The following is a 14,204-nucleotide window of genomic DNA, read 5'->3' on the forward strand; positions in this document are numbered from 1 at the left end:
TCAGCCAGCGGCACGGCGCAAGCGGCGACGCTCCCGTTCGGACAATCCGCCCCAGATTCCGAATCGCTCGTCATGAGCTAATGCGTATTCCAGGCACTCTTCACGCACTGAGCATGATTGGCACACGGCTTTCGCTTCGCGCGTCGATCCTCCCTTTTCCGGGAAGAAGGCTTCTGGATCTGTCTGTGCGCACAGCGCATGCTGCTGCCACGCCAGCGGGCCATCAGCACGGGCAAATGCCTCGACATCCGCAGCCTCGGACCATGTCAGAGGTCCGTCACCCAGGATGTTCCACACGATTTATCGTCCCCTCGCCGTAAACAGTTCGTACCTGAATTACACCGTTGTTATCCGCCGGTGTCAAGTTCGCTTGCGATTTTTTCTCCGCCACTCGGCGTGTCGAGTTGTCGCTGTGTCGCATCGCGGGTTAGCGTGGCCACTCACGGTGACCTAACCGTTATTCAGCCTGCAATGTCACGGGTTTGCGCGGGCACACCCCCCGTTCCCCCGCCTTTTTCGCTAACGTACCGAGTATGACTCTTCATCAGCTGGTCAGCCTGCTTCAAAGACAGCCGCTGCCACTACTGACGTGGTACGACCTTGCAGCCTCCCCCATTGAGCGCACCGAGCTCTCCGGCCCTGTTCTGGCCCGCTGGTTCTCCAAGATCGCGAACCTTTTGATGGAGTATTCCGCGATGAACCAGTGGGGTGACCTTGCCGGCGTCGGCAGCGGTGACAGTCGCAGCATCAACGCGCCGAGCGGGCAGGTCGCCCTCGACGATCAGGACTGTCAGCCGCGCGGACGGATCTGCGTGGACATGCCGTCTTCGTGGCAAGGGTGCCTGTGGGCGGGTGCCTCGTGGCTGTGCGGGTGGCGCACCGTTGACGCGGCCCTCATGGACGAGGGGGACGCCGACATTTTGATCACGGGCGAGGTGTCTGAGCGGGCGTGCGCCGCTGATGAGGCCGGTGTGAGTGTGTATGCGCATAACTTGTCTGCGCTGGCGTTGCAATGGGACGGGGACCTGCCCGGCGCGATGATGGATGCGATCGCTGAGGTGTCGGGGTACAACGATGTGCCGGACTTCGGTGTTGATGAGTTGCCTACTTTTTCTGCCGGCTGGCGGGTCGATGAGCCCTCGAATCTAGCGTGGGGGCAGTTGTGGGAGACTGACGGCGGCGCGCCTGGCGCTGCGCACGATGAGGGCGCTGCGCCGGGGTCTGCGCATGGTAACGGTGGCGTGACGAAGTCCCCACGCGGTGACAGTGCTGTGCCCGGATCTCCACGCACTGACAGCGCTACGCCGGCATCCCTGCGCGGCAGCATCGACCTGCCGCCTCGTATCGCTGTGATGAGCCGGGGCCTGGTTGCAGATACGAGTCTGCTGCTCTGGGCGCTGAGCCGCAGCCGCCCTCTGGTCATCATCGCCTGCGGCGGGCTTGACCCAGACGATCCAGCCGTTGCCGACCAGATCGCCCGCATCGCCACCCAGGAACGCGCGCAGCTGCGCCCTTAGCCTTCTGGCGGCTTCGCACAGCGCGGGTGGCCCCCACTCCGGCGGCACACTGGTTCTTATCGAGAGGCGCGGAGGAAGTCGACGGCCTCAACGATTGACCCATCGAACTTCTTGACTCCATGATCCAGCACGATGCCGCGCTCACAAATGTTCTTTATCATTTCGAGGTCATGGCTGACAACAACAAGCGTCTGGCCGGTACCCCGAAGCTCTTCCATCTTCGAAATACACTTGCGTTGGAAAGGCTCATCTCCCACGGCGAGGATCTCATCGACCAGGAAGACGTCAGGCTCACAGTGGACGGCAACGGAAAAAGCAAGCCGCATGTACATACCTGAGGAGTAGAATTTCACCTCAGTGTCGATGAATTTCTCGATCTCGCTGAACGCCACGATCTGATCGAACTTTTCGTCGATCTCCTTTTCTTTCATGCCCAGAATCGCCGCATTCAGGTAAATATTTTCGCGTCCGGTCAGATCCGGGTGCATTCCCGCGCCAACTTCAATCAAACCGGCGATTCTGCCACGGGCCAGAACAGTGCCCTGATCGGGGCGCATCACGCCACTGATCAGTTTGAGCGTGGTGGATTTTCCTGAGCCATTGAAGCCGAGCAGTGCCACGGACTCACCCTGGTGGATTGACAATGACAGGTCGTCAAGTGCTTTGAAGGAATCGTCCAGTTCATCTTTGCGCCCCTTCAGGGTCCACACCACGTATTCCTTGATGGAACGGGTGTGGCGCAGCCGAAATTCCTTGTCGAGGTGTTCAAGCCGGACCATCTCGAGGGCTTCGGACCCAGAATTGTGAGGATCGTTCATTTACAACTCCTGTGCGAACTTACCTTCAAGACGGTGGAAGACCAGTTGGCCGATGAGCAGCACACCAAACGCAATGACGAAGGATCCCATCATCAGTGCGGGCATGCTTGGGGCCATGAGGTCCCAGCTCGTACGGCCGGCTTCGACAACGCCTTGCGTCGGTGCCCAGAAGCAGAAGTGAGACAGTTCGACGCCCATCGCAAGAGGGTTCAGCATGTAGAGGTTGACAAGCCACCGAGGGAAGACATCCGCCACCATATGCCATTGGTAGAACACAGGCGAGACCCAGATAGCAACCATCGACAGCAAGTCAACGAAGTTTTCAGCGTCACGGAAAAAGACGTTGAAAGCCGCGAAGAGCAGACCTAAACCGAGGGAGAACATGCCGATCGTCAGCACTGAAAGTACACCGACCAGAATGTGCACTGGGGTTGGTCTCCATCCGAAGAGGAGTGCTCCGACTATCAGCACAACGATCTGCGGAACAACATGGACGAAGGCGACCCACAAGCTTGAGACCGGGAATAGCTCGCGTGGTAGATAGATCTTGCCCACCAGCGGAGCGTTCCAGATAATCGATCGCGTGGTGTTGGACAGGATCTCGTTGAAGAAGTTGATCATCACCATGCCGGCGAACAGGTAGACCACGTAGCTGGGAATGGAACGACCCAGGCCCATGAATTTACCCATTGCGATGTAGTAAACGACCAGTTGGACCGCTGGTTTTACATAGCTCCACACCATGCCCAGCGCGGACCCTCTGTAGCGTACCCGCAGTTCTTTCTTCACCAACAGGCGCAGGAGGAAACTCCATCGTCCCAAGTCGAGCAAACCGGCCGAATGGCCGGGCGCTCGAAGTGGGTATTCGCTCAGTTCTTTAGTCATCAATGGAAGAATTCTGTTCGATCAGTACTCCGCGGCGGCAGTTTCACTTGATTCATTGGACGTGATACCAAAAGTCTTCGCCCACTCGTCGAGCGAGACGATATGCGCAAGAGCCTGTCGATATTGCGCTGAAAGTTCATCCCAGCGGCTGATCAGTTGGCTTCTGGCCGAAATTGACTGACTCAGGAGCTTACGCAGTTTCCGTGGATCTCGTTTGTACCATGCTGTGCCAGAGCCGTCCGCTTTCGTGACGAGGACAGAGTCAAACTGGCTCAAAATAAAGTACTTCGAGTCAGCGTGTGCAACAAATCCTTCCGGATGCTGTTTTGCGCTTTCTTTCGGAGGCGTCATCAACCGGATCAGTGTTTTCAGTGTCCAAGGCGCCAAGGTCAGCATATTTGGCCCCTTGGGTAGCCCTTTCTTGAAACGCGAACGGCTCAGACGATTAATCGGCGGGAAGGCGTCCGGCTCTGACTTGTACTGCGCGTCAGTAAAGTTCTTCGTCATTTCACGAAGCTGTTGCATGCGCGTCTTGAGGGTGCGGTGGAGATGCTCAGGGCCAGACAAGATATCGCGCACTGCCATCAGTCGCGCTGACTGGGCGTAGTATTCAGCAGATACAGAGTGCTTCACGTCAAGTGTCGTGAGCTCGTACGGCAGGCGGCCACCGTGGTCATATGGCGAATGCAGAAGAGCCGTCAGGATCCTGTTGTGCTCGTGGTAGTAGGCCTGCCAGTCGCGTGCGTCGTCTTTGTCACCCCACGCTACGTGCCACAGACCTGCCCCTGGGAGGGTCACTGTGCTCACGCCATGCTCGGAGGCGCGCAGCGAGTATTCAAGATCGTCCCACTTGATAAAGATCGGCAAGGACAAGCCAATTTCTTTGATCACTGAGACAGGAATGAGCGTCATCCACCAGCCGTTGTAGTCGACGTCGAGTCTGCGGTGCAGTTCACGACGCTGACGGAGATTAGCCAGTGCAAGATCAATGCGATTCTCAGTTCCCGGAACAGGTCCCCACAGCCAGCGCCACGTATTGATTCCCTCGCCAAAGGAGTGAGCAACTGCACGGTCGTTAAGATCGAACATCTGCCCACCGACGATCGTGCGGTTACGGCACAGTGATGCGAAGCGAACCAAACGTTCGACTGATTCGGGGTTCACGATGACATCGTCATCAAGCAGCATGTGGAATTCTGTCTCGTCAGCTTGTACCGATTCGTACATGCCGCGCGAGAATCCACCGGAGCCGCCCATATTTCCCTGGTGGATCATGACAAGGCGATCGCCCAGTGCCTCCACTGCTTGAGGGTACAGCTCGTCGTCGCTGACAAATTGATTACCTTGGTCAACAACGTAGACCCGCTTGAGAATGTCCTTCAGGTTTTCGGCTTCACCAAGGGCGAGGATTGTCTTTGCGCAGTAATCAGGGCGATTAAAAGTGGTGATACCTATTGACAGGGAGACATCCCATTCGGGTTGCGCGTTCACCTTCCAGCACCCGGAGAGGAACTGCGCGTCTTCATCTGATGCAATGACGTCGAACCAAATCCAGCCGCCGTCAGCAAACGTCTTGAGTGGAACGTCGAATTCGACGGTTTCCGAATCAACGGCTGCGGAGTCGATACGGATGAAGCGTCCCTGAGCATTGGACTTGTAGACCAGGACCGATGCACGTCCTTTGATCGTTATTTCGAGACGTGCTGCTGTCGCACGGGTCCACTGGCGCCAGTAGCTCGCGGGAAACGCGTTAAAGACTGACGCGAATGAGACTCGAAGACCTCCAGGCAGCCTCATTGTCGAGTCCCCGTTGATCAATGCACTATGGTCTTCGCCCCCATGGCGTTGCATGGCAAGACTACGCAGTGTGGCATTGCGCGCCTTCTTGCTGCCGGCATCAATGGGTTCTGTCGAATTGTGTGCCCGGCCGAAATCTACATACAGGGGCAGCAGATCCTCTTCCCCCTGTGCGGGAAAGACTATTCGCGCGACCTGCGTGTAATCATCGTGTGTCTTGGTGCTCATTGGTTTTCTTCTCCAGACTGTAGCGACGTACCGTCGACAAAGTGGGGCTTAAGAACATTGTCGAACATGGTCAGCGCAGAAGCGATCGCCATATGCATGTCGAGGTACTTATATGTTCCAAGCCTGCCGCCGAACAACACATTGGGCTCTTTGTCAGCTTTGGCGCGGTACTTTTCCAAACGCTCGCGATCATCGCTGGTGTTAATGGGATAGTAAGGTTCGTCGCCTCGTTCAGCAAAACGGGAGTATTCGCGATGGATTACCGTCTTGTCAGTCGGGTAGTCGCGTTCGGGGTGGAAATGGCGGAACTCATGAATTCTGGTGTACGGAACATCCAGGTCTGCATAATTCATCACTGATGTTCCCTGGAAATCTCCGGTGTCGAGGATTTCCTCTTCCAAGTCGATGGTGCGCCATCCAAGGTCACCCTCGTCGTAGTCAAAGTAACGGTCGATCGGGCCGGTGTACACAACTGGAATCTTGCCGACAACATGGGATCGGCTGAGTTCGTGTGAATCGTCGAAAAAATCGGTATCGGTGTACACCGTGATATTCGGGTCGTCCACCATTTTTTCCATCCACGCGCCATAACCGTCGGTTGGCAACCCTTCATAGGTGTCGTTGAAGTACCGATTGTTATAGGTGTAGCGGACAGGCAGGCGCGAGACGATTGAAGCGGGAAGATTTTCCGGTTCAGTTTGCCACTGCTTGGCTGTGTAGTTCATGAAGAATGCTTCATAGAGCGGACGCCCGACAAGGGAGATTCCTTTTTCGACAAAGTTTTCCGGCTTCTTGTCACCCAGTTCGGCGGATTGCTCTTTAACGACCGCGCGCGCCTGGTCGGGAGTGTACGCCGCGCGGAAAAACTGGTTGATGGTGCCCAAGTTGACCGGCATGGGAAACACTTCGCCGTTGTGAGTGGTGTAGACATGATGCTGGTAATTCGTAAAAGAAGTGAAGCGATTGACGTATTCCCACACCCGCTCGTTGGATGTATGGAATAAGTGAGCGCCATAGCGGTGAACTTCGATGCCAGTGGTTGGTTCTTCTTCCGACCAGGCGTTTCCACCGATGTGCGAACGCTTTTCAATGATGGCTACTTTGAGTCCAAGCTCTTCTGCAGCTCTCTGCGCGATCGTCAGTCCAAATAGGCCTGCACCGACCACTACGAGGTCCGGCTGATCCTTCTCCACTGCATTCTCCTTATTCGTCATTTGTCGTGGCTCCCCACGCCATCATGCACTTAGCTTTAAATGCTAGCGCCTTCTCGTTCCAAAATGCGGCAGGCCGGGGCTCTTCCGGCTAAAGGTGTCATGACGGTTTATCACATTGAGTTATCTCCCACAATGATGCTGTCCGGCCTGAATCAACCAGTCGCATGTCCTTCGTCAGATTTGCTCCATTGCGCAATCCCACTGAGATTGGCCGTGATCGTGCATGTTCAGGCCAATAGGTCAGCAAGTCTGTGTAAAGGTACCGTATGTTGTTTTCATTGAGAGTTTGACAAATCTTTGGGTCTTCGTCGATCTTTTCGAAATTCACGGCGGCATCGACAAGGTCCGGGTCGAATGATCCTGTGATATGTCGAAACACCACATCGATGTTCGCGATCGCGTACAGCAGTGCGGAGCCATTCATTGGATCCCCCAGTACTCGTGCATCCGGGGGCAACTCATCCTTCAAGCGTTTCATGAAGGTGATTTCATCATCTGTGATCAATGAACTGTACCCTCGCCGGATTTGCTGCATGTAGCTCACGTAGACTTGGTGGGCACCAGCAGTGCGTCCGAACTTTCCCGAGGTCAGATAGACGCCCGAAAGTGCGCAAGCTGCTGAGAGGGTCATGGCGAGCGCCGTGCGTGCCGACGGCCCCAGTTTTGACGGTAGCGCGGACCCTATTACGTGCTGAACCTGGGATACCAATGTGATAAGTCCCAGGATGCTTATTGGCGCTGCGATAAGTGGCACAGCGGCTCCAACACGGATCGCATCCGTGTACCATGGCGCGACCAGGAAAAGTCCTGGCTCCCACAGTGAGTAGCAGATCGCGTACAACAACACCATTGAACAGTATGCAATGGTTAGCCAGTACTTCCTGCACACCAGGCAAACAATTAGCCCGAAAATTGTCGCCACTGCGATGAATGGCTTCTGACTGATGTACCCATTCCATTGAAATGGAATCTGGGCGTCGAAAATAGCCTGCTTTATTGCTGTCGAGAAGCTTCCACCCGATCCCATCCTCTGGAAAGACGTTGCTATCCTCCACACTGACGTATGGGACAGGAAAAAAAACCCAACACCTACGACTATCGGGATGCTGAAAACAAAAACTTTCCATTGCCGAGTAGCGAAAGAACGGCCTCGAATGATCGAGAAAAGATGCCCAAGGAACCTCCAGAGCACAAATACACATACCACCAACACCCCAGTGGGATGAACAATCGTCATTCCGATAATTCCCAAGATCACAGCTGGCAGTATTCTCGCGCGCTTCCTTGCTCCGTCTTCAAGCATGACGATAAACAGAGTAAGAACGAACGGTACCAGGGAATACGAAAAACCCGTTGGCCACAAAGTGCCGAATGAAAGAGGCCTCTCAGGGAAAGCCGTGAAACAGGTGGCGATCAGAGGTCCAATGACAAAAGCCCACATATTCCTGTTCGATATCAGCCATCCGACAAGTGCCGCACCGATCGGCCAAAGAATCGCACTGATCACAATCGACGTCACGTTCGCCGACGCGACAACGTCATCGGACACTCCACTGCATGCGAGAACTGTCCAATCATGCCAACCGGCGGGATAGAACCGGGGGATGTTGCCAGTTGTCGAGACTGCTCCCAGATCCAGAGTCGACCCGTTCCCGGTATTGAGAATCCATCTGATTGCATTGAGGTGGAAGATCCCGTCCCATGTCTGGGGCGGACGCATAGGCTTACCTATTGGGGCGATTACTCCGTATGCACTGACCAAGGCAGCAAGCGCAAAACCAAAAAAGCTGAAAAGCAATTTCGATCTCGTGATTGCAGTCCGATACGACGCAGTACTTCCATTTCGTGCAGATCGCTCAACGTGCTGTTGACGCAATTTCACAATCAGGACTGGCAGCATGATCAGTATCCACAGGAGGGTCCAAAGCAGATATGCGCCCCACCCCCACAGGATTCCTACTCTCTGCGCAGCTATAGCACCTGTTCCCATGAGGAACACTGACAAGAGGGGTGATGTAGCCAGCAGGATTACGCGTCGGTATCCCATGATTCTCGATAGGAGAAACCCCGGCACGAAAAGCGCAATAACTGCCAGGCAAAACGCCGGCAACGTTTCAGCCCACAAGAACAAATTAGCCATGCGATTGCGCACCACCATTTTGATCACGAGAAAGCATCACTCTGCGCCACAGCCGGTACATCGCTCGACGTGTTGTGGTCGGAATCAGGCGATAAGTGCCTCTGACAAGTAGATTGCGCATATATTCGTGGAGCGTCGTGATTTCTGATTTTCGAAAACGTCGTTGGAGTTCGATTTCACTCTTCAGTAAACGTAGCCCTCCTCGACGCTGATAAGCTCCCGATCCCACACGATATTTCACGAGGACATCGGGAAGATTGGTAACTCGCGCACCGTCAGCAACCATTCGCGCGAAAAGCCAGTAATCCTCCATCAGGTCCAGATGCTGGTAGCCACCGGCATCCCTCACTGCGCTGGCACGATAGACGACCGAGGGATGGTTGAACGGATCATGGAAGGTATAGGCGTTCACAATGTCACGCTGGCGAGCTGGCTGCTTCCTGATCAGGCCAGTGTCGTTTTCGTCTTCTGAAAACTCAACGATCGCCGCACCCACAATGTCAAATCCCTGCTCCATGACTGGGAGCTGGCGCGCAAATCGTTCAGGCACAGAGATATCGTCGGCATCAGCTCGGGCGACAATGTCGTATGAACAGTGCTGCAAACCCGCGTTCAAGGCTGCTGAAAGGCCTCTGTTACGCTCCAGTCTGATGACTTTGACCGGTATATCAGCGACGAGGTGTGGCGATCTGCCATGACGCGTAGAATCCAGGATCTCATCTATTTTCGGGCTCACGGGACCGTCGCACACAATGACGATCTCGTTAGCAGCAAGACTCTGGTCTGCACCTACAGACTGGAGAGCCCTCTGGAAATGTGCTGGATCGTCCTTGATGTATACAGGCAGGAGAACAGAAAAGGGCTGCGTCTCATCTGAGCAGAGCTCTTCGCCCAGAGATGTTCCTGCCTGTTCCTGATGCACGCCCTTACATAGGTTGTTTGCCGCGCTCTGTCCCTGTCTTTGTGCCCGTCGATCTAGCTGCGCTGCTTCACACGCCACTGCCGTATCTGAAAGGACTTCGGCAGTCATGGGCGGCATTTCACCCGCCTGCCTCATCCCCTCCTTCATGTAATCCCACAGCTCGTCTCGTTCAGGAGAGACTGCCAGTAGACGCGCCCAACGAATCGTCGTCATCGCCATGAATGCACACCGCTCAATCGGCCCGAAACCACGTGAGCATCCGAATGCCCATATCTTGTTTCGGACCTCATTGGTAAAGCGTGCACCAGGGCTTGCGGTTGAATTTCCAAAAGTTTTCGTACGATGTTCGACGCGCGCGGCATCAACATACAAGCCCACTCGGCGTCGAAGAAGACGCGCTGTGTATTCAAAATCGTCGTTCCACAGAAAGTACGCCGCTTCAGGGAGTCCATCCTCGCGGATCGCACGAGCGTCGAGCAGGATAGCCACGAACGATGCCGTTCGTATCTGGTAAGCCCCTGCCTTTTCGGCATGTTCATGCAGTCCAGGTTGAAGGAATGCTCGACGTCGCGGCTTGTTCATTGGGTGCTCCCGCCCGTCAAACCAGTCCGCCCGACACGCCATAACTGCAGGCTCGCCTGGATATTCTGCCCGCGCTTCCAAAAGTCGCTCGAGGGCGTCCAAGTGCGGCACCGTGTCGTCATCCATAATCCACACGAAGTCGGCGCCTCGGGATACTGCTCGGGCTATGCCGGCAGCAAATCCTCCAGCTCCCCCAAGGTTCGATGGAAGCGTGACGGTATCCATGACGGCATTGCTGCCGCGAATGACCTGCGGCGTAGAATCCGTAGAAGCGTTGTCCACCACGATAATGTCGTCAAGCGGTCTGGATTGGCGGGCTAATGCTCCAATAGTTTCGCGAAGAAGCTCAGCTCTGTTCCACGCGACAACGACGGCAGCAATTCGTGGGGCAGTCATAGCGCTCATCCTAGGCGAGGTACACAGATTCTTCGGACGCCTCGCCTTGAACATCACTCACCAATCACCATGCGTGGTGTTCCCGCCCACTTGGCAGGCTCGGTCACTCGGCGGCCGTCGAACAGGAGGCGAATGCCGGGCAAGTCCTGAGCAGTCATGTCCTTGTACTCAGGATGGTCCGCCTGGATAATCGCAGCGTCGACCGGCTCACCTAGGTGGTAGGCGTCCCATCCGAAGTGTGCGAGTTCTTCATCGGTAAACATCGGGTCGTGCACCGTCACTGTGGCGCCACGCTTGCGCAGCGCGTCTACTGTTGCGAACACTCCGGAGAACGCGGTTTCCTTGACTTTTCCACGGTAAGACGCGCCAAGGACCACAACGTTCAGTCCTTTGAGATCCCCGAGGACGCCCTCGACACGTGAGACGACGTATTCCGGCATTCCGGCGTTGAATTGGCGAGCTGTGCGCACCACTGACGCGTCGGGGTCAGTGGACAGGTACAGGCGCGGGTAGACGGGAATGCAGTGACCGCCCACGGCGATGCCGGGCTGGTGGATATGGCTGTAGGGCTGAGAGTTGCATGCGTCGATGACACGCTTGACGTCGATATTGACTTTGTCGGCATACACAGCGAACTGGTTTGCAAGCCCGATGTTGACATCGCGGTATGTAGTCTCCGCGAGCTTCGCCATTTCGGCGGCTTCGGCGCTGCCCATGTCCCACACGCCGTTGGGGCGAGGCAGGTCGTCACGCTCGTCAAAGTCAAGGACGCTGCGGTAGAACTCCATGCCCTTGTCAGTGCCTTCCTGGCTCAGACCGCCCACCAGCTTCGGGTAGCGTCGCAGGTCGGAGAACACGCGGCCAGTCAGCACGCGTTCAGGCGAGAACACCAGGTGGAAATCTTCTCCTTCTTTCAGGCCGGAGATCTCCTCGATCATCGGCTTCCAGCGTCCGCGGGTCGTGCCCACCGGCAAAGTCGTTTCGTATGAGATCAGTGTGTCTTTGGTCAGATGTTCCGCCAGTGAGCGTGTAGCCTGATCCATCCATCCGAAGTCAGGAGCCCAGGTTTCGTCGTTGACAAAGAGTGGCACTACTAGGACAATCGCTTCAGCATCGGGAATTGCTTCACCGTAGTCGGTGGTGGCGCGAAGTTTTCCAGCCGGCACAAGTTCGGCGAGTTTTTCAGCCAGGTGAGCCTCACCCGGGAATGGTTCGCGTCCCTCATTGACGGTTGCGACCGTCTTTTCGTTGACATCAACACCGATGACGTCATGTCCTTTACTTGCAAACTGGACGGCGAGCGGCAGCCCGATCTTTCCCATAGCCACAACTGCAATACGCATGAAAACTTCTTTCCATCTGTCAGCGATAACGCACACATTCTAGCTGTTTGATTGCAATAGTCTCTCCATCTTCTTATCACCCCTGATAAAGTGCCGATATGCGAGTTGTCTCGGTTGTAGGTGCGCGACCCCAGTTCGTCAAGTTGGCACCGATTGCTCATGCCTTTGCCAGCGCTGGGATCGATCACGTGATCGTCCACACGGGGCAGCACTATGACCCTATGCTTTCAGATGTCTTTTTCGAGGACCTCGGTATTCCCGCGCCTGACGTTCACCTGGGCGTGGGATCAGCTTCTCAAGGCGTGCAGACAGGGAAGATGCTGGCCGCCCTCGATGATGTCTTTACCGGCCAGGATCCTGACTGGGTTCTTGTGTATGGAGACACAAATTCCACGTTAGCCGGGGCTTTGAGCGCAGTGAAGCTCCATATTCCAGTCGCGCATCTGGAGGCGGGGCTCCGCTCTTTCAACCGCGCGATGCCCGAAGAAATTAACCGCGTCATGACCGATCATGCCGCAGATCTGTTGCTGACGCCCACTGATGAAGGTGCCCGCCACCTTGCCGATGAAGGTTTGAAAGAGCGCACCGTCATTGTCGGAGACGTGATGACTGATGTCCTGCTCCAGATCCGCGACCAGGTGAAAGATCTGCCCTCCCCTGTCATGGACGAGCTGGGGCTGGCTGAAAGAGCATACTCGCTGGCCACTATCCACCGGGCAGAAAACACCAATGATCGCGACCGTCTGCTGTCAGTGCTCGATTCCCTAGGAGACGTTGATCATCCCGTTGTGCTGCTTGCCCATCCTCGCCTTGTTGCCAAGTGCAAGGAGCATGGCATCGAGTTGTCGAATGATCATCGGCGCGGGAACCTACTCGTTCATCCCCCGCTGGCATATCCAGACCTCATTGCCTCAGCGCTTCATGCACGTGGTGTGATCACTGATTCGGGTGGACTGCAAAAGGAAGCGTTCCTGCTGCGCGTTCCCTGCACGACTGTGCGTCCCCAGACCGAGTGGGTGGAAACCGTACATCTTGGATGGAACAAGTTGGTGGAGCCTGGTTCGGATCTGGCGGCGGCTGCCTCCCGTTCTTATCCGGCCGAACCTGCTGAAGCTGATGCCCATCCATATGGTGATGGCCACGCTGCCGAGCGCGTGGCAGAAGTACTGTCGAACTGGGCAGGGCGCGTCAGGTGAGTCGCGTCGTTCTTGCCACCCGGGTCTTCGCCCCCGAGCCTGCGGCGGCCGCCCTTCGTCTGCGCGGGCTTGCGCATGCGCTCGCGATGGATGGGCACGACGTCACCGTCTTGACCTCGCGTTTTGGTTCCCTTCGCGGTTCGGTAACTGACGAAGGCGTCCTGATCAAACGCTTCCCTGTTCTGCGGGATTCTGCTGGCGCCGTGCGTGGCTATGCGCAGTACATGTCCTTTGACATTCCCCTGTTCTTCCGTCTTCTGACATGCCGCAGACCCGATGCTGTTGTGGTTGAGCCTCCTCCTACGACCGGGTCCGTTGCGCGTATCGCATGCAGTCTCCGGAGAATTCCCTACGTTTATTACGCGTGCGACATTTTGTCTGACGCTGCCGAAGCCGAACATATGAAGCCTCTGGTTGTCAGGGTCCTGCGCAGTATTGAGCGTTTTGCTCTCACAGGTGCAGAACGTGTCATTGCTGTGTCTGAGGGGGTTGCTCAGCGCGCTCAGGAGCTGGGGGCAGCCAATGTGAGCGTGGTGCCCAACGGCGTTCAAACGCAGGAGTTGCTTGACCGCACTCCCCTGCCCGACGGTTTTCCTCATGCTGGCGGCCCGGTTTACCTTTACGCAGGTACCGCCTCATCACTGCAGTCTCCTGACGTCTTTATCAGGGCGTTTCCGCGCGTCAAAACCGTGTTTCCGAAGGCTGTTTTGGTCTTTCTTGGACAGGGAAACGCATGGGATGACCTGGTTGAACTGGGTCGAGCAGCATCCACGGACATTGTTTTCCATGAGCCTGTTCCTCCTGATCAGGCTCAGCGCTGGTACGCCAGCGCCGATGTTTCACTCGCATCGATTCGCCCCGGCGGTTACGACTACGCGTATCCCACCAAGATCCTTGTCTCCCTTGCTCAGGGAACACCCGTTGTCTATATCGGGCAGGGACCTCCTGCCAACGATATTCGCAAATCCAATTTGGGGCGTACCTCAGGCTTCAGCCCGGACGAAGTAGCTGACGCGATGATTCAGGCAGGAAATATGGCAATGCACCGCGAGGCAGGCGAGCGCGAGAGGCTGCGCCAGTGGGTCATCTCGCATCGTTCGCTGCCAGCGACATCCAGGCGCGCGGCACAGGTCGTTGCGCAAGCCTTTTAGGTTCACGGTATTTAG

At 56.1% G+C, this 14,204-nt stretch carries 11 protein-coding genes; 3 read left to right on the forward strand and 8 right to left on the reverse strand.

Translation table 11 applies throughout. The features are described from left to right. A complete protein-coding gene (locus QP093_RS06570) occupies nt 1–270 on the reverse strand; it encodes a WhiB family transcriptional regulator (protein ID WP_371935782.1) in 270 nt (89 codons plus the stop codon). A gap of 263 nt (nt 271–533) precedes the next feature. Between QP093_RS06570 and QP093_RS06575 the strand changes: the two genes are divergently transcribed. Further along, nucleotides 534–1,517, forward strand: coding sequence for a hypothetical protein (locus tag QP093_RS06575; protein WP_285015754.1), 984 nt, complete (start codon nt 534–536; stop codon nt 1,515–1,517). 56 nt (nt 1,518–1,573) lie between these two features. Here the strand turns inward: QP093_RS06575 and QP093_RS06580 are convergent, their stop codons facing one another. From QP093_RS06580 to QP093_RS06610, 7 genes are all read right to left on the reverse strand, one after another. Beyond that, a complete protein-coding gene (locus QP093_RS06580; protein ID WP_058237036.1) occupies nt 1,574–2,335 on the reverse strand; it encodes an ABC transporter ATP-binding protein in 762 nt (253 codons plus the stop codon). Further along, nucleotides 2,336–3,220, reverse strand: a complete 885-nt coding sequence (locus tag QP093_RS06585; protein ID WP_285015757.1) for an ABC transporter permease — start codon at nt 3,218–3,220, stop codon at nt 2,336–2,338. It lies immediately after the preceding gene. 21 nt (nt 3,221–3,241) lie between these two features. Beyond that, complete coding sequence (locus QP093_RS06590) at nt 3,242–5,245, reverse strand: glycosyltransferase (RefSeq protein ID WP_285015759.1); 2,004 nt, start codon at nt 5,243–5,245, stop codon at nt 3,242–3,244. After that, complete coding sequence (gene glf / locus QP093_RS06595) at nt 5,242–6,438, reverse strand: UDP-galactopyranose mutase (protein WP_092648719.1); 1,197 nt, start codon at nt 6,436–6,438, stop codon at nt 5,242–5,244. The genes QP093_RS06590 and glf overlap by 4 nt, the downstream gene beginning before the upstream one ends. A 118-nt stretch (nt 6,439–6,556) precedes the next feature. After that, nucleotides 6,557–8,599, reverse strand: a complete 2,043-nt coding sequence (locus QP093_RS06600) for a DUF6541 family protein (protein WP_285015762.1) — start codon at nt 8,597–8,599, stop codon at nt 6,557–6,559. After that, entirely contained in the window at nt 8,592–10,499 is a 1,908-nt protein-coding gene (locus QP093_RS06605; RefSeq protein ID WP_285015764.1) for a glycosyltransferase, read from the reverse strand. Before QP093_RS06605 ends, QP093_RS06600 begins: the two co-directional genes overlap by 8 nt. Nucleotides 10,500–10,552: 53 nt before the next feature. Then, nucleotides 10,553–11,842 carry a nucleotide sugar dehydrogenase gene (locus QP093_RS06610; protein ID WP_285015765.1) on the reverse strand — a complete coding sequence of 430 codons (1,290 nt, stop codon included), beginning with the start codon at nt 11,840–11,842 and terminating at the stop codon, nt 10,553–10,555. Nucleotides 11,843–11,940: 98 nt separating this feature from the next. Here QP093_RS06610 and wecB point away from each other — a divergent pair, with 98 nt between their 5' ends. Together wecB and QP093_RS06620 are read left to right on the forward strand one after the other, a co-directional pair. Continuing rightward, complete coding sequence (gene wecB / locus QP093_RS06615) at nt 11,941–13,038, forward strand: non-hydrolyzing UDP-N-acetylglucosamine 2-epimerase (RefSeq protein WP_285015767.1); 1,098 nt, start codon at nt 11,941–11,943, stop codon at nt 13,036–13,038. After that, a complete protein-coding gene (locus QP093_RS06620) occupies nt 13,035–14,189 on the forward strand; it encodes a glycosyltransferase family 4 protein (RefSeq protein ID WP_285015769.1) in 1,155 nt (384 codons plus the stop codon). Before wecB ends, QP093_RS06620 begins: the two co-directional genes overlap by 4 nt. Nucleotides 14,190–14,204 lie beyond the last annotated feature (15 nt).

This window comes from Pauljensenia sp. UMB10120 (genome assembly GCF_030212035.1).
Classification (GTDB): domain Bacteria; phylum Actinomycetota; class Actinomycetes; order Actinomycetales; family Actinomycetaceae; genus Pauljensenia; species Pauljensenia radingae_A.